General features: G+C 47.5%; 17 protein-coding genes and 1 other annotated feature. Of the genes, 2 read left to right on the forward strand and 15 right to left on the reverse strand.

What is annotated here, in order from left to right; all coding sequences use genetic code 11:
• Positions 1 to 3: 3 nt before the first annotated feature.
• The 14 genes from yihA to ilvE form a co-directional block, all read right to left on the reverse strand.
• Positions 4 to 591: a ribosome biogenesis GTP-binding protein YihA/YsxC gene (gene yihA, locus MKZ04_RS10230; RefSeq protein ID WP_025811037.1), complete on the reverse strand. Its 588-nt coding sequence runs from the start codon at positions 589 to 591 to the stop codon at positions 4 to 6.
• The gene (lon, locus tag MKZ04_RS10235; RefSeq protein WP_020452468.1) at positions 588 to 2,912 is read right to left on the reverse strand and encodes an endopeptidase La; all 2,325 of its coding nucleotides are present in this window, start codon (positions 2,910 to 2,912) and stop codon (positions 588 to 590) included. Before lon ends, yihA begins: the two co-directional genes overlap by 4 nt.
• Positions 2,913 to 3,128: 216 nt before the next feature.
• Positions 3,129 to 4,784, reverse strand: coding sequence for an ATP-dependent protease LonB (lonB, locus tag MKZ04_RS10240; protein ID WP_020452469.1), 1,656 nt, complete (start codon positions 4,782 to 4,784; stop codon positions 3,129 to 3,131).
• A 181-nt stretch (positions 4,785 to 4,965) separates the two neighbouring features.
• Positions 4,966 to 6,231, reverse strand: a complete 1,266-nt coding sequence (gene clpX, locus MKZ04_RS10245) for an ATP-dependent protease ATP-binding subunit ClpX (RefSeq protein ID WP_003184083.1) — start codon at positions 6,229 to 6,231, stop codon at positions 4,966 to 4,968.
• 268 nt (positions 6,232 to 6,499) lie between these two features.
• Complete coding sequence (tig, locus tag MKZ04_RS10250) at positions 6,500 to 7,774, reverse strand: trigger factor (protein ID WP_039072898.1); 1,275 nt, start codon at positions 7,772 to 7,774, stop codon at positions 6,500 to 6,502.
• 226 nt (positions 7,775 to 8,000) lie between these two features.
• Positions 8,001 to 9,008: a DNA damage checkpoint antagonist DdcA gene (ddcA, locus tag MKZ04_RS10255; protein WP_023855434.1), complete on the reverse strand. Its 1,008-nt coding sequence runs from the start codon at positions 9,006 to 9,008 to the stop codon at positions 8,001 to 8,003.
• A gap of 129 nt (positions 9,009 to 9,137) precedes the next feature.
• The gene (gene leuD, locus MKZ04_RS10260) at positions 9,138 to 9,737 is read right to left on the reverse strand and encodes a 3-isopropylmalate dehydratase small subunit (RefSeq protein WP_026579127.1); all 600 of its coding nucleotides are present in this window, start codon (positions 9,735 to 9,737) and stop codon (positions 9,138 to 9,140) included.
• Positions 9,738 to 9,749: 12 nt separating this feature from the next.
• Positions 9,750 to 11,168: a 3-isopropylmalate dehydratase large subunit gene (leuC, locus tag MKZ04_RS10265; RefSeq protein WP_095290840.1), complete on the reverse strand. Its 1,419-nt coding sequence runs from the start codon at positions 11,166 to 11,168 to the stop codon at positions 9,750 to 9,752.
• A 33-nt stretch (positions 11,169 to 11,201) separates the two neighbouring features.
• A complete protein-coding gene (gene leuB, locus MKZ04_RS10270) occupies positions 11,202 to 12,314 on the reverse strand; it encodes a 3-isopropylmalate dehydrogenase (protein WP_035339329.1) in 1,113 nt (370 codons plus the stop codon).
• 27 nt (positions 12,315 to 12,341) lie between these two features.
• Entirely contained in the window at positions 12,342 to 13,898 is a 1,557-nt protein-coding gene (locus MKZ04_RS10275; protein WP_095290838.1) for a 2-isopropylmalate synthase, read from the reverse strand.
• Positions 13,885 to 14,913, reverse strand: coding sequence for a ketol-acid reductoisomerase (gene ilvC, locus MKZ04_RS10280; RefSeq protein WP_020452476.1), 1,029 nt, complete (start codon positions 14,911 to 14,913; stop codon positions 13,885 to 13,887). Before ilvC ends, MKZ04_RS10275 begins: the two co-directional genes overlap by 14 nt.
• 23 nt (positions 14,914 to 14,936) lie before the next feature.
• Positions 14,937 to 15,455 (reverse strand): acetolactate synthase small subunit, encoded by a 519-nt coding sequence (ilvN, locus tag MKZ04_RS10285; protein WP_020452477.1) that lies wholly within the window; start codon positions 15,453 to 15,455, stop codon positions 14,937 to 14,939.
• Positions 15,452 to 17,176 (reverse strand): acetolactate synthase large subunit, encoded by a 1,725-nt coding sequence (ilvB, locus tag MKZ04_RS10290; RefSeq protein ID WP_079289276.1) that lies wholly within the window; start codon positions 17,174 to 17,176, stop codon positions 15,452 to 15,454. Before ilvB ends, ilvN begins: the two co-directional genes overlap by 4 nt.
• Before the next feature lie 156 nt (positions 17,177 to 17,332).
• Positions 17,333 to 17,594, reverse strand: a binding site (T-box leader).
• A 4-nt stretch (positions 17,595 to 17,598) separates the two neighbouring features.
• Positions 17,599 to 18,513, reverse strand: a complete 915-nt coding sequence (gene ilvE, locus MKZ04_RS10295) for a branched-chain-amino-acid transaminase (protein WP_023855438.1) — start codon at positions 18,511 to 18,513, stop codon at positions 17,599 to 17,601.
• A 458-nt stretch (positions 18,514 to 18,971) separates the two neighbouring features.
• Between ilvE and MKZ04_RS10300 the strand changes: the two genes are divergently transcribed.
• Complete coding sequence (locus tag MKZ04_RS10300) at positions 18,972 to 19,196, forward strand: hypothetical protein (RefSeq protein WP_081691800.1); 225 nt, start codon at positions 18,972 to 18,974, stop codon at positions 19,194 to 19,196.
• A gap of 44 nt (positions 19,197 to 19,240) precedes the next feature.
• On the opposite strand, the gene gdhA is transcribed toward MKZ04_RS10300, so the two are convergent.
• Entirely contained in the window at positions 19,241 to 20,623 is a 1,383-nt protein-coding gene (gene gdhA, locus MKZ04_RS10305; protein ID WP_103750219.1) for an NADP-specific glutamate dehydrogenase, read from the reverse strand.
• A gap of 398 nt (positions 20,624 to 21,021) precedes the next feature.
• Here gdhA and MKZ04_RS10310 point away from each other — a divergent pair, with 398 nt between their 5' ends.
• Entirely contained in the window at positions 21,022 to 21,276 is a 255-nt protein-coding gene (locus tag MKZ04_RS10310; protein ID WP_020452482.1) for a hypothetical protein, read from the forward strand.
• The last annotated feature ends 38 nt before the right edge of the window (positions 21,277 to 21,314 follow it).

Raw genomic sequence — 21,314 nt, forward strand, 5'->3', positions numbered from 1 at the left:
CTTTTATCTCGCGATCATTTGCTCGATCGCCGACCACGCTTCTTGTTTACCCTTTTTCGTCTCGGAGGAAAACAAGATGAGCTGGTCTTCTTTTTCTATATTGAGCGTCTCTTTGACGACTTTGGCATGCTTTTCCCATTTACCTTTAGGGATTTTATCCGCTTTTGTCGCAATCACGATCACAGGAATTTCATAATGCTTTAAAAAGTCGTACATGATGACATCATCCTGTGAAGGAGCATGCCTGAGGTCGACGATTTGGACGACCGCTTTCAGTTCTTCGCGGGATGTCAAATACGTCTCTATCATACGGCCCCAAGCCTCGCGCTCCGTTTTGGAGACTTTCGCAAATCCGTAACCGGGCACATCGACAAAGTGAAGGACATCGTTAATGATATAAAAGTTTAATGTCTGTGTTTTGCCCGGCTTTGATGATGTCCTCGCTAAGTTTTTACGGTTGATCATTGTATTGATAAATGACGATTTTCCGACATTAGATCTCCCGGCAAGGGCGATTTCCGGCAGCCCCCCTTCAGGGTACTGCTCGGGTTTCACCGCACTGATGACAATCTCTGATTTCGTTACTTTCATTTCTCTTCTCCTACTAGCGCATGCTTTAGAACTTCGTCCAGGTGAGCGACAGGAATGAAGGTTAAGCCTTCCCGCACGCTGTTTGGAATGTCCTCAATGTCTTTTTCATTATCTTTCGGCATAATGACAGTCTTTAAGCCGGCACGGTGTGCGCCGAGCGCCTTTTCCTTCAAGCCGCCGATCGGAAGGACGCGGCCTCTTAACGTGATTTCGCCGGTCATGCCGACATTTCGTGAAACAGGTCGGCCCGTCAGCGCCGAAACAAGAGCTGTCGCCATTGTGATTCCCGCGGATGGCCCGTCCTTCGGAACGGCCCCTTCCGGCACGTGAATGTGAATATCGTGTTTTTCATGAAAATCAGGGTTGATGTTTAACTCTTCCGCTTTTGAACGGACATAGCTGAATGCGGCTTGTGCCGACTCTCTCATGACATCGCCGAGCTTTCCGGTTAAAATGAGCTTGCCTTTCCCGGGGGAAAGAGACACTTCGATGGACAGCGTATCTCCGCCGACCGTCGTGTAGGCAAGACCTGTGACAACGCCGATCTGATCGTCGAGCTCAGCCTGTCCGTACCTGAACATTCTTTTTCCTAAATAGTCTTCAAGGTTTTTGTCCGTGACCGTAATTCTTTTTCTTTCCCCTGATACGATCAGCTTCGCCGCTTTTCTGCATATCGCTGCGATTTGGCGTTCAAGACTTCTGACGCCGGCTTCCCTCGTATAATAGCGAATAACATCAAGGACAGCCTGCTCCCGTATTTGCAGATTGGATTTTTTCAGACCGTGTTCTTTCAGCTGTTTTGGAAGCAGATGGTCTTTGACGATTTCGACCTTTTCCACTTCCGTATAGCCCGCGATCGTGATGATCTCCATACGGTCTCTGAGCGGACCCGGGATTGTGGCCAGGTTGTTCGCGGTCGCAATAAACAAAACCTTTGATAAATCAAACGTCTCTTCAATATAATGGTCGCTGAACGTATGGTTTTGTTCAGGATCGAGCACTTCCAGCATCGCTGAAGCAGGATCTCCCCTGAAATCCGAAGCCATTTTATCAATCTCGTCCAAAAGGAACACGGGATTGTTCTTGCCTGCTTTTTTCATCCCCTGAATAATGCGGCCCGGCATGGCGCCTACATATGTGCGGCGGTGGCCACGGATTTCGGATTCATCCCTCACGCCGCCAAGGGAAATGCGGACAAATTTGCGTCCGAGCGATTTGGCGATCGATTTGGCCAGCGAGGTTTTTCCGACACCCGGAGGTCCGGCCAAGCATAAGATCGGTCCTTTTAACGAGCGGGTCAGCTTTTGGACTGCCAAATATTCGAGAACCCGTTCTTTCACTTTTTCAAGTCCGTGATGTTCTTCATCAAGAATTTGACTGGCGAGATTTAAATCAAGCCTGTCTTCTGTTGCATCATTCCATGGGAGGGAAATAAGCCATTCAATATAATTGCGGATGACAGAACTTTCAGCTGAGCTTGACGGAATTTTTTCGTACCGGTTTAGCTCTTTAAACGCGGTTTCTTTCACATTGTCAGGCATGCCGGCCTGTTCGATTTTCTCAGTCAGCTTTTGGACCTCGCCCGTTTTTCCTTCTTTATCGCCAAGCTCTTTTTGGATGGCTTTCATCTGCTCGCGCAGGTAATACTCCTTTTGCGTTCTTTCCATTGAACGCTTGACGCGCTGCCCGATCTTCTTTTCAATCTCAAGGACTTCTTTTTCGTTGTGAATCAGGTCGATCACTTTGTTTAATCTGGCTTTGACATCGATCGTTTCCAGCACTTCCTGCTTGTCTTTCAACTTAAGCGGCAGGTGGGAGGCGACGATATCGGCCATTCTTCCCGGCTCTTCAATATCTGTCACAGCGGCAAATGTTTCAGCCGATATTTTTTTCGAAATCTTTATGTATTGATCGAAGTGGTCAAGCAATGTGCGCATAAGTGCTTCATCTTCAACATCTTTTTCAGTCTCTTCATCGATTCGTTCGATTTTTACAGACGTATATTCATCTAAATCATGGTACTCAAGAATGCGGGCGCGCTGCAGCCCCTCCACCAAAACGCGGATCGTTCCGTTCGGCAGCTTGAGCATCTGCTTGATTTTTGTATAGGTTCCGAATGTAAAAATCTCGTCTTCATCCGGTTCGTCTATGGATATGTCCTTTTGTGTTGCCAAAAAAATCATATGGTCATTCATCATCGCCTGTTCAAGCGCCTGAACCGACTTTTCACGCCCGACGTCAAGGTGCAAAACCATCGTCGGATAGACGAGTAAACCTCTTAAAGGGAGGAGCGGGATGTTTCGTTTCGTTTCATCTGCCATTTTGACTGACACCTCCGTAACTTTAGTATGAACCATTATAATATACTTTTTTTATCCCTGTACAATTGTAAGCCCGGCGAAATAAAAAGGGTCTCCTGTAGTATACCCTTTCTTTCAGTTCTGAAAAAGGAAAAGATGTCCTCCGCTAAGAAAACATGCCGGCGCCTGTCGGAGAAAACCGGCCCGAAAAAAATCCCCATCTGAAATGATGGGGATTTATACGGATTCTCTTTTCATCTGAGCGCCGTCAGGCATTTCTGAAGGAGGGTTGACCAATGCAAGGTCCAGCACTTCCTGCAAGGTTTTGACGGGAATGATATGTACGCCTTCTATCCGCTTTAAAATCGACTGGACATTTTCGTGCGGAATAATAACCGTTTTTGCCCCCGCATGCTTGGCCGCTTTGATTTTCGGAATCACGCCGCCGATCGGCTTTACCCGGCCGTTCAGGCTGATTTCCCCCGTCATGGCGACAGTATGGTCTATCGGAACCTTATGAATGGCGGAGAAAATGCCCGCCGCCATGGCAATTCCTGCAGATGGTCCGTCAACCGGGATACCGCCGGGGAAATTCACGTGAATATCATAATCCGAAGCTTTTACTCCCATTGTCCGCAATACAGTCATGACATTTTCGACCGACCCTTTCGCCATGCTTTTCCGTCGGATCGATTTTGACTGGTTGCCGATATTCTCTTCTTCTGCGATGCCTGTGATATTAATCGATCCCTTATCAGCAGCCTTGTTGACTGTGACTTCAATTTCGAGCAGCGAACCGCTGTTAGGGCCGTGGACGGCAAGTCCGTTGACGATGCCGACCTGCGGTTTGGAGGCGATTTTTTGTTCATATTTCGGTGTCAGCTGGCTCGAATGGATCACCCATTCGATATCTTCAACCGTCACCTCGTCGCGCTCTTCAGTCAAAGCCATTCCGGCGGCGATTTGCATCATATTGACGACTTCGCGGCCGTTTCTCGCATACCGCGTCAACAGGTCAAGTCCTTCCTCTGCGACTTTCTTCTCAATCTTATCAGCCGCTTTTTTGGCGACCGTTTTTAATTCTTGCTTTTCAAGGTCGCGGAAGAACACTTCCAGACATCTCGACCGAATCGCTGGCGGGATTTCGTCAGGCATCCTCGTCGTCGCGCCGATCAGTCTGAAATCCGCCGGCAGCCCGTTTTGAAAAATGTCGTGGATGTGTTTGGGGATTTGCGTGTTTTCTTCACTGTAATAGGCGCTTTCCAAAAACACTTTCCGATCTTCAAGCACCTTCAGCATTTTATTCATTTGAATCGGATGAAGCTCTCCGATTTCGTCGATGAATAATACCCCGCCGTGCGCATGCGTAACGGCTCCCTGCTTTGGCTGAGGAATTCCGGCCTGCCCCATCGCTCCGGCACCCTGATAAATCGGATCGTGGACCGATCCGATCAACGGGTCGGCGATTCCCCGCTCGTCGAAGCGGGCCGTTGTCGCGTCAAGCTCGACAAAGACGGAATGTTCCTGGAACGGTGAGCGCTTGTTCTTTTTCGCTTCTTCGAGGACAAGCCTTGCAGCTGCGGTTTTCCCTACACCTGGAGGGCCGTAAATAATGACATGCTGCGGATTTGGTCCGCAAAGGGCGGCTTTCAGCGCTTTAATGCCGTCCTCTTGGCCGACGATGTCTTTAAAAGCTGTCGGCCTTACCTTTTCTGATAACGGTTCTGATAAATGGATTGATCTCATTTTCCGGAGCTGCTCCATCTCTTTTTTGGACTCTCTGTCTATCGTAACCTTTTGGGTTCTTTGATTCTTGAGCAGATTCCAAAAATATAATCCGATGATGATCCCGAAAAATAGTTGTACAAAAAGTGCAATGCTCGTCCAGCTCAACTGATGGTCCCTCCTGAAATGGTTTCGTATCTTTAAGTATGTCAGATAGTATTTCCTGATCACGGAGGGAATAAACGTACAGAAAGGGATAATTTTGCTTTTCGAACCGTCACTTTTTTCTGTATGGCGACGGTTTCCAAATGCAAAAAAAGAACCTCCTTTGGCTAGGAGGTTCTCTGCATTATGCTGAAGTTTTTTTGTCTTTATTGACGACCGTGCCGTCTTTCATAATGAGACGCGGCGGTTCGCCGTCAGTGACGGTTTTGCCTGTAATCACGCATTTTTCAATATCCTCGCGTGACGGCAGATCGAACATCACGTCGAGCATGATTCCTTCGATAATGGAACGAAGTCCGCGTGCTCCTGTTTTACGTTCAATTGCTTTTTTAGCGATTTCTGTGAGCGCTTCGTCTTCAAATACAAGCTCCACATCATCCAGCTCAAGCATTTTTCTATATTGTTTAACAAGTGCGTTTTTCGGTTTTGTTAAAATTTCAACCAGCGCTTTTTCATCGAGTGGTTCAAGGCTTGCGATGATCGGGAGACGGCCGATGAATTCAGGGATCAGACCGAAGCGAAGCAAGTCTTCCGGAAGCACTTTGGAAAGAAGCGCTTCTTTTTCAAGATCTTCATGCTTGTTGTCAGAGCCGAAGCCGATGACCTTTTGACCGAGACGGCGCTTGATGATTTGCTCGATTCCGTCAAAAGCTCCGCCGCAAATGAACAGGATGTTCGTTGTGTCAATCTGGATGAACTCTTGATGAGGATGCTTTCTTCCGCCTTGTGGAGGAACGCTTGCAACCGTACCTTCAAGAATTTTAAGCAGAGCCTGCTGAACGCCTTCACCTGATACATCGCGTGTAATTGAAGGGTTCTCGGACTTTCTGGCTACTTTATCGATTTCATCGATGTAGATAATGCCTTTTTCCGCTTTTTCAACATCGTAGTCAGCAGCCTGAATCAGCTTAAGCAAAATGTTCTCCACATCTTCACCAACATAGCCTGCTTCAGTAAGCGAAGTGGCATCTGCAATGGCAAACGGCACATTCAGGATGCGGGCTAGTGTTTGAGCAAGAAGCGTTTTTCCGCTTCCAGTCGGTCCGATCATGGAAATATTACTTTTTGACAGCTCGACATCATCGACTTTGCTGTTCGAATTGATCCGCTTGTAATGATTGTAGACGGCCACGGCAAGGGATTTTTTTGCCTGGTCCTGGCCGATGACGTATTCATCAAGAATCTCGCGGATTTCCTTTGGTTTTGGGACATCTTTGAACTCCACTTCTTCTTCAGAGCCGAGTTCCTCTTCTACAATTTCAGTGCAAAGTTCGATGCACTCGTCACATATATATACGCCTGGTCCGGCGACAAGCTTGCGTACCTGATCTTGTGTTTTTCCGCAAAACGAGCATTTTAATTGTCCTTTTTCCTCGTTGAATTTAAACATTCTTTCACCCCTTATATCCTTGTCATTCCTGTTTCTTCGTTAAAAGAAACATCGCTTGAAAACATTCGTTCCATTATGTATTGCATTTTACCACACTTTCCAAAAAGGCGATAACGTTGTGTTTGCCGTTCGGCATATTCAATATGTATGTTGATCAAAACGACATTATCTATCCTTTCCCAAAGAAAAGATGATAAGTCAAAATTGTATAAAACAAGGCACGAAACATTCGCGCCCTGTTTTATATAAAGTATGATTATGAAACATATTAACGGTTTTCTACAAGAAAATCAATTGCTTTGCGAACTTTTAAGTCCTCTTTCATTCCTTCTGTAGAACCGATTGCTTGTTTGATGTTTTCAACAGGCATGTTGTACGCTTCAGCCATTTTAGAAAGCTCTTCTTCGACTTCTTCGTCAGTGACTTGAAGGTTTTCAGCTTTGGCGATCGCTTCCAGTGTCAGGTTGGATTTCACGCGTTTTTCAGCATCCTCTTTCATTTGCTCTTTCAGCGCGTTTTCATCCTGTCCTGAGAATTGGAAGTAAAGCTCAAGGTTCATGCCTTGCATTTGCAGACGCTGTTCGAATTCTTTCATCATGCGGTCAAGCTCTGTGTCGATCATCGCTTGAGGAATGTCAGCTTCAGCGTTTTCAGCTGCTTTTACGACAAGCTCTTCGCGAAGTTTAGCGTCCGCTTCGTTTTCTTTTGCTTCCTCGAGACGTTTTTTCGTTTTTTCAGTCAGCTCGGCAAGCGTTTCAACTTCCTCATCGACATCTTTCGCAAACTCGTCATTAAGCTCAGGAAGCTCCTTCGCTTTGATTTCGTGGATTTTCACTTTGAATATGGCAGGTTTGCCCGCAAGCTCTTCCGCATGGTATTCCTCAGGGAATGTTACTTCTACGTCTTTTTCAGCACCGGCTTCAAGTCCGACAAGCTGATCTTCAAAACCTGGAATGAAAGAGCCTGAACCGACTTCAAGGGAATAGTTTTCCGCTTTTCCGCCTTCGAACGCTTCGCCGTCTACGAATCCTTCGAAGTCAAGAACAACAGTGTCCCCTTCTTCCACTTTGCCGTCTTCTTTTACAACGAGTTCAGCCTGGCGCTCTTGAAGAGACTTCAGTTCATTTTGAACGTCTTCATCCGTTACGGCAGTATCGTCTTTTTCAATGCCAAGGCCTTTGTATTCGCCAAGTTTCACTTCAGGCTTAACCGTTACCTTCGCAGTGAAGATCAGGTTTTCGCCTTTTTCGATTTTTTCCACATCGATTTCCGGGCGATCAACAGGCTCAATGCCCGCTTCCTCTACCGCTTTCGGATACTCGACAGGAAGCAGGATGTCCAGCGCATCCTGATAAAGCGCCTCAACACCAAAACGCTGTTCAAACAAACCGCGCGGTACTTTCCCTTTGCGGAATCCAGGAATGGATACTTGCTTTACGACTTTTTTAAATGCATCATCAAGGGCTTTATTAAAGGTATCGGCATCTACCTCAACCGTTAAAACGCCTTCGTTTCCTTCTTGCTTTTCCCATTTTACTGACATGTGTTTCCCTCCAAAATCTATTCAGGTTGTGTCGGTTTTCCATTTTAAAACAAACAAACGGCTACGTCCATCGCAAGCTGCCGACTGTGTGCAGCTCATGTGTTTCTGACAGCCATCATTATGTATACAAAGATAAATAATGAACTTTAAGCGGCAAACGGATCAACTTCCGTTTTTCACAAATGCAACCACTATATTATAACACAATGCCCGCTGCTTTCAACATTTACAAATAAGAAATTTCTTCTATGTCTTTGATGAGCGCGCAGGCCTCGTCAAGCTGTCTGTCATTGAATTCATAGAGAATATGAAGCTCCTCTTTATCGATGTCGATCCCGTGCATTTCGTATCCGACTTTATGCAGCGCAGCAGCCCAGAGCTCGCGGTTTGAGTATTTCGGCTGAAACGGATAGAGGACGTAAATATGCCTTCTCCACAGCTCTTCGACCGCTTGGTACAGCGTGGGATTTTCATTCCCCAGCGTGTCATCCAGCACGCTCAGAACATGCTTTAATATCGGCATATCATCCGGCTTGACTGTCTCTGTCGGATTAATTGTCATCGAATCGCCAAATTTTGCGACAAGTGTCGGCTTTTCATGGTCTGACTCGGCCAAAAGCTGGAGAATCATCGTTTTTACGACAGGATGCGCGCTCGGATTTTGCAAAATTGTTTTCAACAAGCCGATATAGCTTGTCAGATTGCGGTCCTTCAGTCCGTGAAGAAGTTTAACCTGCTCTTCCGTGTCATTCAAAAGCCTTTCCTGATCAACCTCCTCCGTCTCGGGAAGGTCTTCGGTGATATCCTCAGGTCCGGGGTCTTCCGTCATCTTGCGGCTGAAATCAAGCAGTTTATAAAACTGTTCCGCGCTTTCAGGAGGCAGCTTATTTTCTTCGAGTACAGCTTCAATCGTTTCTTTTACTTTTTCGTATTGTCTGAGCTGGATTAAAATCGTCATATAGACTTGTAAAACGGTAAAATAATGGCCGTGGCCTTCTTTCAGCATTTTTTCACAGATGCCTTTCGCTTCTTCAAGCTCGCCGATTTCCAGCAGGCAGATGGCCATTCCCAGATAAATATCCGATTCCTCGTCATCATAGCGCTTCGCTTCAGAAAACAGCCTGAGCGCTTCATGGTAATTCTTTTCTTTAAGCGCGGCCATCCCTTTGTGCACTAAACGCTCCTTAACGTTCGGGAACGGGATGATCTTCGAGTTTTTCTTGTCATGCTTCATTTCTAAGTTCCTTTCAGGCACTTATTTTTTAACAAGTGTAACAACCCGGCCCGCTAAACACAAGAAAGAACCGGCGGCAGTATGCTGCCTTCAGCAAAAAAAGCCTCCGATCTATATCGGACAGCTTTTTTATGCTTGCAACCAAGAACTTCTCTGTTTCTCAAATTGTTCGATTTCTTCTTCAAGGAGCAATGTTAAAGAAATTTCATCGTAACCGTTCAGCAGCATCTCTTTCCAATGCGGATCGACCTCAAATGCAATCTGCTGCCCGGCGTGGTCTGTTATCGTCTGTTTTTCAAGATCGACAGTCATCGGCAAAGACTGATGTTCATACTGTTCAGCAAGCACTTTCCACGTCTCATAAGGAAGGCGGATCGGCAGCATGCCGTTTTTGAAACAGTTTTGGTGAAAGATATCGGCAAAAGACGGCGCGATAATGATTTTAAATCCGTAGTCGTCTAGCGCCCATGGGGCGTGTTCCCTTGAAGAGCCGCAGCCGAAGTTTTCGCCGGCGATTAAAATCGAAGCGCCTTTGTATTCCGGCCGGTTCAGCTCAAAATCAGGGTTTGGATCGCCGTTATCCAAATACCTCCAGTCAAAGAAAGCAAAGCGGCCGTATCCCGTTCTTTCGATCCTCTTTAAAAATTGCTTCGGAATGATCTGGTCCGTGTCTACGTTGATTCTGTTTAGCACCGCCGCTATTCCGGTATGGGTCTTTAATGGCTCCATCTTGTCACTCCTCTATACAGCTGTTGTCTCTTGGTAATATTTTCTGACATCAACAAAGCGTCCGTGAATCGCGGCCATCGCGGCCATCGCCGGGCTGACGAGATGCGTCCTGGCCCCTTTGCCCTGTCTGCCTTCAAAATTGCGGTTGGAAGTGGAAGCACAGCGCTCTCCTTCAGGGACAACATCGTTGTTCATGCTCAAACACATGCTGCATCCCGATTCTCTCCATTCAAAACCCGCTTCGATGAAAATCTGGTGAAGCCCTTCATTTTCAGCTTGAATTTTGACGCTTTGCGAGCCGGGAACGACGATCGCTCTGACGCCGTTGGCGACTTTTTGGCCTTTTATCATTTCAGCAGCCTGGCGAAGATCTGTCATGCGCGAGTTGGTGCATGAACCGATAAAGACGTGCTCGATTGTAATGTCCTCGATTTTTTTATATGGTTCAAGACCCATATATTCATATGCGCGCTGCGCTTCTTTTTTATCGTCTTCCTGAGAGAAGGCCTCAGGGCCTGGAATCGCTTCATCAACCGGCAGCACCATTCCAGGGTTGATGCCCCACGTCACCATCGGTGAAATCGCGCTTCCGTCCATCACGATCGTCCGGTCGTAGACCGCCCCCGGATCGGTTCTCAGATTCTTCCACTCTTCTACAGCTTTCTCAAACTCTTCGCCTTTTGGCGCATATTTTTTCGTTTTGACATATTCAAATGTTGTTTCATCCGGTGCAATCAATCCTGCTCTTGCCCCAGCTTCGATTGACATGTTGCACACCGTCATCCGTTCGTCCATCGACATGTTTCGGAATACTTCGCCGGTATATTCAATGACATAACCCGCACCGAATTTAACCCCGTATTTTCCGATGACCGCCAGAATGACGTCTTTAGCCGTCACTCCTTTTTGCAGTTTGCCGTCAACGCGGATTTCCAGCGTCTTCGGTTTTTGCTGCCAAAGCGTCTGCGTCGACAAGACGTGCTCCACCTCGCTCGTTCCGATTCCGAAAGCGAGCGCACCAAACGCTCCGTGTGTAGATGTATGACTGTCTCCGCAAACGATCGTTTTGCCCGGCAGCGTCAGCCCCAGTTCAGGCCCGATGACATGGACGATCCCCTGGTCGACGCTTGACAAGTCTGCGAGGCGGATGCCGAATTCTTCGCAATTCCGTTCGAGCGCACTGACCTGCCGTTTGGCGACATCATCTTTAATCTCAAACCGATTGACAGTCGGAATGTTGTGGTCCATTGTGGCAAACGTATTTTGAGGCCGTCTGACTTTTCTATTCTTTTGCCTTAGGCCTTCAAAGGCCTGGGGTGACGTTACCTCGTGTATCAGATGCAGATCGATATAGAGAAGGTCAGGCTTCCCTTCACCTTTTTTAATCACGTGTTGATCCCAAATTTTTTCGATGATCGTTCGAGGCATCATCTTTCTTCCTCCCTCTACCAATATCCATTTTCCTTAAACGTAAGCGGTCATGATGTTTGAAATGGCATTGTCGTCTGCCAGCGCAGCTTTTACTTCCCCTGTAATCGATTGAGTCGTGGAATGTTCCGATCCTTTTGCCAGGTCCTTCGTCCGCTTACCTGCCCGGAGAACTTGATCAACTGCGTGTTCAACAGCTTTCGCTTCAGCTTCAAGACCGAATGACGTCCTGAGCATCATAGCCGCGGACAAGATCGCCGCAAGCGGATTGGCTATGTTCTGTCCCGCGATATCAGGGGCCGAGCCGTGCACAGGTTCATATAGATGAAGTCCGGAGCTTGATAAGCTTGCCGACGGCAGCATGCCGAGCGACCCGGTTAGCATCGATGCTTCATCGCTTAAAATATCGCCGAACATGTTTTCAGTCACGATAATGTCAAACTGTCCAGGCGTATAAATAAGCTGCATCGCTGCATTGTCGACGAGCATGTGCTCAAGCTTGACGTCAGGAAACTCTTTCGCTACTTCTTCCGCCGTCTTGCGCCATAGTTTGCTTGACTCAAGGACGTTCGCTTTATCAACTGAGGTCACTTTGCCTTTTCGTCTCTGCGCCATTTGGAAGGCCTCCCTGATGACCCTTTCCATTTCCGACTTTTTATAAAACAGCGTGTCAACGGCTTCTTCCTCGCCGTTCTGATTGACGTACTGCTCGCTAGGCTTTCCGAAATACAGGCCGCCCGTCAGCTCGCGAACGATGACAAAGTCAACACCTTCGATATATTCAGCTTTTAACGGAGAAGCTCCCGCAAGGCTTTCAAATACTTTAACAGGCCGCAGATTGGCAAAAAGATCGAGCTGCTTGCGGATGGCGAGCAACCCTTTTTCAGGCCTCAGCTCAGAAGGATTTTGATCCCATTTCGGCCCGCCTACTGCTCCGAGCAAAATGGCGTCCGCAGCTTTGCAGGCGGCGACAGTTTCCTCGGGAAGCGGCGCTCCCGCCTCATCAATTGCCGCTCCGCCGATCAGGCCGTATTCAAATTCGAATTCATGCTGATAATGTTCAGCAACGCTTTTCAGCACATCAACAGCCGCGTCCAATACTTCGGGACCAATTCCGTCACCGGGCAAAAGTGCGATTCGTTTTTTCAAATTCAACAAACTCCTTCCTTATTACTGTTATGATCCTACAGCCGCCTGTTTTGACAATCCTTCCGTATTCGTCTTCAATACGAGATAGCGGTTCACTGCGTTCAAGTAAGCTTTGGCAGATGCTTCGAGAACATCCTGGGCGACTCCGCGTCCTCCGGATTCTTTTCCGTCGATCATCACCCTGACGTATACTTGCGCGAATGCATCCTGTCCCTTGCGATTGGATTGAATCCGGTAATCAAGGAGCTGGACTTCTTTATCCATACAGCGCTTCAGCGTGTTGTACACCGCTTCAACACTTCCCGCTCCGGTCGCCGCTTCCTGGATGATCTGATCCGTTTCCTGATCTTTAAGGGAAACCGTTGCTGTCGGAACCTGCGAGGTGCCGTAATGAACCTGCAGCGAAATAAATTCATAGCCGATTTTGCGGTCTGCCGTTTTCTCCTCGAGAATCAGCGAGATGAGATCTTCATCCGTAAATTCCTTTTTCTTGCCGGTAAGTTCTTTAAAGATGTTAAAAAATTTATTGATTTCTTCTTCTCCAAACTGGAATCCGAGGTTTTGCAGCTTATCTTTAAATGCGTGGCGCCCTGAATGCTTTCCGAGGACAAGCGCATCCGTTTTTACGCCGACAAGCTCCGGAGAAATAATTTCATATGTTGTTTTTTCTTTTAAGAAGCCGTCCTGGTGAATGCCTGATTCGTGGGCAAAGGCATTATCGCCGACGACCGCTTTGTTCCGCGGCACGGCCATGCCGGTCAGTTTGCTCACTAAATCACTTGTCCGCTTAATCTCATTCAGCTGAATCGTTGATTCCGCCTGGTAGAAATCTTTTCGGAGATAGAGGGCGACGGCGATTTCTTCAAGAGAGGCGTTCCCCGCTCTTTCGCCTATGCCGTTGATGACCGATTCGACTTGATCCGCTCCGTTTTCAATCGCAGCCAAAGAGTTGGCGACAGCCATGCCTAAATCATCGTGGCAATGGGCTGAAAGCGTGACTTTGTCAGCATTGCGGGCATTTTCTTTAATATAGCGGAAGATATTTCCGTACTCGGCGGGCGCTAAATAACCGACCGTATCCGGAAGATTGACGACGTCCGCTCCCGCGGCGATCACTTCGCTGACGATCTCGGCTAAAAACGAAAGGTCGGTTCGGCACGCATCTTCGGCAGACCACTGGACGATCGGGAAGCGTTCTTTGGCGTATTTCACCATTGCGACCGCCTGTTCCAGAACCTGTTCGCGCGTTTTTTTCAGCTTATATTTTAAATGGATGTCAGAAGTGGCGATAAAAATGTGAAGCCTTGGTTCAGCCCCGTCTTTGAGCGCTTCCCACGCCGAATCGATATCTCCTTTGACAGAGCGGGCAAGCCCCGTTACCGAACAGTTTTTAATCGTCCTTGCGATTTCTTTTACTGCGTTGAAATCCCCGGGGGATGAAGCGGGGAAACCCGCTTCCATAATGTTGACCCCGAGTTTTTCAAGCTGCTGGGCGATCGCCAGCTTCTCCTGCGTGTTTAAATTAACGCCCGGCGACTGTTCACCGTCACGGAGTGTCGTATCAAAAAAGTTAATTTTTCGCACCGGCTACCACCGCTTCCTTCTTCTTGCCCTGCTTGACAAACGGCATCATTTCGCGAAGCTTTCTTCCGACCACTTCGATTTCGTGTTCGTTTTCGCTTGTATTGATGGCGTTGAAACGCGGACGGTTGACTTGGTTTTCGACGATCCATTCTTTCGCGAATGTACCGTTTTGGATGTCTTTCAATACTTCTTTCATTGATGCTTTTACCTTCTCATCGACGACGCGCGGGCCTGATACGAAATCTCCCCACTGCGCTGTGTCTGAAATCGAATATCTCATGCCTGCCAAACCTTCTTCATACATCAAGTCGACGATGAGCTTCAGCTCGTGCAGACACTCGAAGTATGCGAGTTCAGGCTGATAGCCCGCTTCTGTCAGCGTTTCGAATCCTGCTTTGACAAGGGAAGTCAATCCTCCGCACAGCACCGCCTGTTCACCGAAAAGATCGGTTTCAGTTTCTTCTTTAAATGTTGTTTCAAGAACACCGGCTCTTGCTCCGCCGATCGCTTTAGCATAAGCAAGGGCTTTGTCTTTCGCTTCCCCTGTGACATCCTGATAGATCGCAAACAGCGCCGGAACCCCTGCACCTTGTTCAAACGTTCTTCTGACAAGATGTCCCGGTCCTTTAGGAGCGACAAGGAATACGTCAACATCTGCCGGAGGCACGATCTGATGGAAATGAACGTTGAATCCGTGGGCGAATACGAGTGAATTGCCCGCTTGAAGTCCGTCTTTAATTTCCGCTTCATACACTTTTTGCTGCTGTTCATCCGGAAGAAGCACCATAACGATGTCGGCCTGTTCTGCCGCTTCTCTTACCGTGAAAACTTGATGGCCGTCTTCCTCTGCTTTAGCAAAGGATTTCCCTTTTCTGACGCCGACAATGACGTCCACTCCGCTTTCTTTCAGGTTCAGTGCGTGCGCATGGCCTTGAGAGCCGTATCCGATTACCGCTACTTTTTTGCCTGCCAATACGTTTTCTTTGATATCACCGTTATAATATACTTTTACCATTTCAATCTCTCCCTTTTTATGTTTTATACAATTGATATTGTTTTAATAGAGGACGGCTTTTGCTGGGTTCCCCTCGCAAAGGCCGTGGTGCCTGTTCTGGCAACCTCTTTAATCCCGTATGGTTTCAACAGTTCGATCAGGGCTTCGATCTTGCTTGATTCCCCCGTCACTTGAATCACGACGCTGTCTTTTGCGACATCGACGACAGTCGCCCGAAACGGTTCAATGACGCCGTTTATTTCCGCCCTGCTCGACGGAGGGGAAACCACCCTGATTAATGCCAGCTCTCTTTGGACGATCGATTGATTTGTAATATCCGTGACTTTCAGTACATCAATCTGTTTGTTTAATTGTTTTGTCAGCTGTTCCGTTTCTTTTTCATCTGCCACATGCACGACAAACGTGATCCTGGAAATCCCCGCTGTTTCGGTGTGGCCGACGGTAATGCTTTCAATGTTGTAATGCCGTTTTGTAAACAACCCTGTAATTCTGTTTAAGACGCCGCTTTGATTCAAAACCGTCAGCGTGATGATTCTTTTCAAGGTTTCACCCCCACCATTTCGTGCAGCCCTTTTCCAGGCGCAACCATTGGAAATACTTTTTCAGCTTGTGCAACCTGAACATCGATGACCACCGGTTCATTCGACGTTAGCGCCGCTTCCAGCTTTTCTTCCGCTTCTTTTTCAGATGTGATTCGGACACCTTTGATGCCGTATGCTTCAGACAGCTTGATAAAATCAGGCTGTGATGCGAACTTGGAGTGTGAATAGCGCTCATCGTAAAAGATCTCCTGCCATTGCCGGACCATTCCGAGGCAGCGGTTGTTTAAGACCACGACTTTGATCGGAAGGTTCAGATCGCGAATGACGGACAGCTCCTGCAGTGTCATCTGGAATCCTCCGTCGCCGAGTATCGATACAACTGTCGCATCCTTATCCGCAAGCTGTGCCCCGATTGCCGCCGGAAGTCCGAAGCCCATCGTGCCGAGCCCGCCGGAAGTGACCCACCTGTCGGCTTTTTGGAACTGATAAAATTGCGCGGCCCACATTTGATGCTGTCCGACGTCCGTCGTTAAAATAGCTTCGCCTTTTGTATAGCGGTGGATATATTCGATCAGCTTCTGCGGTTTGAATCCCTCTGCTTCATTCTCTTCATACCAGAGCGGATATTCGTTTTTCCAGTCCGCAAGCTGCTTTTTCCATTCATCGGAAGCGCTCGGTTTGCCGTTTTGCTTGATCAGCTCTGTCAGTACAAGCTTGCTGTCGCCGACAACCGGAATGTGCGTATGAACGATTTTGCCAATTTCAGCCGGATCGATGTCAATGTGAGCGACTTTCGCATATTTTGCAAAATGCTTCAAGTTCCCTGTGACCCGATCATCGAATCTCGCACCGATGCTGATTAACAGATCGCTTTCATACAGAGCCATGTTGGCCGCATACGTTCCGTGCATTCCGGCCATCCCGAGGAAAAGCGGATGGTCGGCTGGAAATCCTCCCAAGCCTAACAGCGTATGCGCCACCGGAATTTGCTGCTGTTCGACATAATTTTTTAATTCTTCTGACGCTTTCCCGTGCAATACGCCCGCGCCCGCTAAAATTACCGGCTTTTTCGCTGCACTGACCGCTTCCACAAGCTTTCTGATCTGCAGATAATTCGGTTCCTTCGTCGGCTGATAGCCAGGAAGGTGAATCTCATGGTCGTAGCGGAATTCTCCTTCTACAACGGCGATGTCTTTAGGAATATCGATTAAAACGGGGCCCGGTCTTCCTGTTGTTGCGATATGAAATGCTTCTTTAATAATTCTCGGCAGATCTTCTGCATGGCGAACCTGGTAGCTGTGCTTTGTAATCGGCATCGTAATTCCGATGACATCAGCTTCTTGAAATGCGTCAGATCCGATAACCGAGGTCGCAACCTGACCGGTGAATACGACGAGAGGCAATGAATCGATCATCGCGTCGGCCAGACCCGTTACAAGGTTGGTCGCTCCCGGACCGGATGTGGCGATGACGACACCCGGTTTCCCCGAAATCCTCGCATATCCTTCGGCTGCGTGGATAGCGCCTTGTTCATGGCGCGTTAGTACATGAAACATCCCCGATCCGTAGAGTTTGTCATAAATCGACAGGACCGCACCGCCGGGATACCCGTAGATCACTTCGACATTTTCCTTTTTTAAAGCCTCAATCAGCATTGACGCCCCTGCCATTGTTTGTGTACATTGGGCATTTTCAGCATCCAACTGTACATTCGTCCCCATTTTTCTTCCTCCTTATCAAGTGATCATCATCACTGTTCATTCACGTGGTTTTTTAAAAATAATTCATGTATATATGCCGCAAAGCATGTTTCCAATCTGCTTTTGCAGCTAAAAAAAGCCTTCCCGCCCACTGTTGACGCTGCACACCTTGCAGGCCAAAGGGGCGAAAAGGCTTTTCTTTCCGCGGTACCACCCTTGTTCGCGGCTTTCGAAAGCCGCCTTATGGATAATCGCTTATCCGGTTTAATAACGAGTGAACCTTCGTGACGTTCACCCGGCCAGCCTTACTAAACTTGGAAGTCGTTCAGGCTGACACTCAGAGGGGAGTTCACAAGCGGAGGCCGTCACCGGTTTCCAGCAATCTCGGCTCTCTGCAGGCGGCGTTTCCGCTGTTACTTATCCTCTTCAACGTTTGTCTTTATTCAACTGACACTTAAGCTTTGATCTTCGAGGCTGACTTTTATCCCTTCACGGACGACGCGCTCGCGGAACTTTTCAAGCATCCGGTTTGTGTGGACTCCCGGTTTGCCGTCCCCGATCTTGCGGCCGTCAACTTTAACGACCGCGATGACTTCTGCAGCCGTTCCGGTTAAAAACACTTCGTCGGCTGTGTATACGTCATGGCGGGTAAACGGCTCCTCCTTCACTTCATAGCCGAGCTCCTGCGCTATTTCGATAATGGCATTCCGAGTGATTCCTTCAAGCGCTCCGATATAGCCCGGAGGCGTCAAAAGCTTTCCGCTTTTATAAATAAATACGTTATCCGCAGAACCTTCGGCGACATAGCCTTGATCATTGAGCATGAGCGCTTCTGTCACGCCCGCCATGTGCGCCTCGATCCGGACAAGAATATTGTTTAAATAGTTCAGCGATTTCACTTTAGGGCTCAGCACATCAGGTCTGTTTCTTCTTGTCGGAACCGTAACGATGTCAATTCCCGTTTCATATAAGTGTTTCGGGAATATTGCCAATGGTTCGACAATTATAATGACACTCGGGTGTGAACAATTGTTTGGATCGAGTCCGAGGTCACCTGCTCCTCTTGAAACGACCAAGCGGATGTAAGCGTCTTTAAGCCCGTTTTTTTCGACTGTTTTGAGAACGTGCTGTGTCAGTTCTTCCTGCTGATATGGAATCTCCAGCATGATCGATCTCGCAGAATCGTAGAGGCGGTCCATGTGCTCTTTCATTCTGAAGATGTTGCCGTCGTATACCCTGATCCCTTCAAACACGCCGTCCCCGTATAAAAATCCGTGATCATAGACTGATATTTTAGCGTCTTCTTTTTTAACGAGTTTGTCGTTTAGGAAGATCCACTGGTCTTTCTGGTCCCCCATCCCTCTAGCACACCTTTCTGTTGTAAATGAACGCTTTAAACGGTTAAAAATCGATGATGCGGGAACCCGTTTTCCCGCTGTCATTCCCGGGAAAGATGAAAAGTTTTCAAGTGATTTGTTCTTTTGTTTGAACTCATATTACGCCCCTTTACATGCAGTGTCAACCGTATTTTTTAAAATTATTAGACAATTTCGATTAATCAATCTACTTGTATACGCTTACATGATTGATATAAAAGGAAATGCAAAATTGAAAAACAATTTGAAATTTTTTATGCAATCTATAAAGATTACATAAAAAAACTGGTGTTTTATACAGTTTTGTTAGATTTTATGACTGACAACTTTTTGAAATTTCATCCCGGAAGGTTAGATTTTTTACCACATTTGTGTACAGACTCCATTTTACGATTTTTTACATAAACTGCTGTTAATCCAAATAGAAACGGGTGAATATGATGTACCGCACCTTTCCTCCATACTCTGATCCCCGCGTGCGCCAATACCCGGGATACTTCGGTTATCCGACTACTTATGTCTATAATCCTTCAGCACACGGGCCCTATACCTATTATCCGTACGGCGGAGTGTTCACCACTCCGACTCTCGGATTCAGCATCAGCTATCCGGGAATTTCCGTTCCCGCTGTGCACGGCTTTACCGGTGGATTCAGAGAAGATTAACAAAGCACAAAAAAGAGAGAGCATTTTGCTCTCTCTTTTTACGGTTAAACGACTCCCTGAGCGATCATCGCATCCGCCACTTTAATAAATCCGGCTATATTGCAGCCGTCAAGCAGATTGCCGGGACGTCCGTATTCTGAAGCCGCTTCAACGCTTCTCTTGTAAATATCGGTCATGATCATTCTGAGCTTCTCATCCGTTTCTTCCGCCGTCCAGTGGAGCCGTGCGCTGTTCTGCGCCATTTCGAGCGCTGAAACGGCCACACCGCCGGCATTTGCAGCCTTAGCCGGCCCGAAAAGAACCCCCGCATCCAAAAAGCGTTTGACGGCGCCCTCTTCAGACGGCATATTCGCCCCTTCTCCGACGGCTTTGACCCCATTTGAAATGAGCACTCCGGCAGCCTCTTCGTCAATTTCGTTCTGGGTCGCGCACGGAAGCGCGATATCGCACGGAATAGACCAAATGCCGGAGCATCCTTCGAAATAGTGTGCTTCCGGATGCTCGCTGACATACTCGCGAATCCTTCCGTTCCCGCTTTCTTTAAGCCGCTTCACCGTCTCAAGGCTGATGCCTTTTTCGTCATAGACATAGCCGTCAGAATCACTGCAGGCCACTACTTTTCCGCCGAATTGAGCGGCTTTTTCCATCGCATACAGCGCGACATTGCCTGAACCGGAGACGACAACGGTGCTGTTTTCAAAACGCAGCCCCTGATCCTTCAGCATTTCTTCTACGAAATAAACCAGACCGTACCCTGTCGCTTCTTTCCTCGTCAAACTGCCCCCGTATTCAAGGCCTTTGCCTGTTAACACACCTGCATCATAGCGGCCCCGAATCTTTTTATACTGTCCGAACATAAACCCGACTTCCCTAGCTCCGACACCAATATCACCGGCAGGGATATCCGTGTCCGGTCCGATATGTCTGTACAGTTCATTCATGAAGCTTTGCGTAAAACTCATGATCTCCCTGTCAGACTTGCCCTTCGGATCAAAATCAGCCCCGCCTTTTCCGCCGCCGATTGGCTGGCCGGTCAAAGAATTTTTAAAAATTTGTTCGAAGCCCAAAAATTTAATAATGCTCGCATTTACAGAAGGATGAAAACGGATGCCGCCTTTATACGGACCGATTGCGCTGTTAAATTGAACCCGGTATCCCCTGTTAACCTGGATATTGCCTTCATCATCGACCCACGGCACCCTGAAGGTGATCATCCGTTCAGGCTCTGCAATCCTTTCAAGAATGCGGTGTTCGATATACTTTGGATGTCTTGCCAATACAGGGACGAGGGAATCGAAAATTTCTTTTACAGCTTGAAGAAATTCGCTTTCGTGAAGATTTCGCTGCCGCACTGTCTCGTATGCTTTTGTCACATAATCTCTCGCCGTCTGAACATTTGTTTGCTCCATTTTTTCTAGCGTTTGCATCTTTCTTCAGCTCCCTTTCTAAAATAAAAGCAGAACGAACGTTGTAAGATTTTCTACATGGTAAATTTTACAACCAATGCCCCATTTACATCAATCTGAAAAACAGATTAAACCATTGCTGAATTGAGATGTATAACAAAAAGCGAGAATAGACGGGTATTAAGATAGAAGAACCATTCTTAAATGCTGAGGAGAAAAGAACCAACAAACCATAAAATACCATAACATCCGAAAGGTTTTTTCTGTGCTTTTCGTTGCGATCGGCGCATTTGCCCGTTGTACTCTCGGCAGAAAATGAGCATCTTCTCCCGTTCTTAAAATGAATCCTACTGCACAAAACGAAAACACATAGCTCTTCTTTTTCATGGCAACAATAAAACTAAAACAGGGGTGATCTGATGGACGACAAAAAAGAACTGTCAAACGTTGAAACACAAAGAAACTTTTTAACGGCAGAAGAATTTCCTGAAGGAGCGTATGGAGCTGCCCAGGGCAAAGACAAGCCTGTTGAAAACAAAAACACGCCATGGAAGGAAGGTCAGCAGTACTACAGCAATTTCACATATGAATTCCGCAACCTCCACCAAGGAATGCCGCGACAGTACCCCGGGGCGCATCCAACCCATGACGAAAAGGATCAAAACGAGGAATGACCGATATAAAAAAGAGCCGTGCTAAACGGCTCTTTTAA

The sequence above is a fragment of the Bacillus sp. FSL W7-1354 genome, from assembly GCF_038002405.1.
Lineage (GTDB): Bacteria > Bacillota > Bacilli > Bacillales > Bacillaceae > Bacillus > Bacillus paralicheniformis.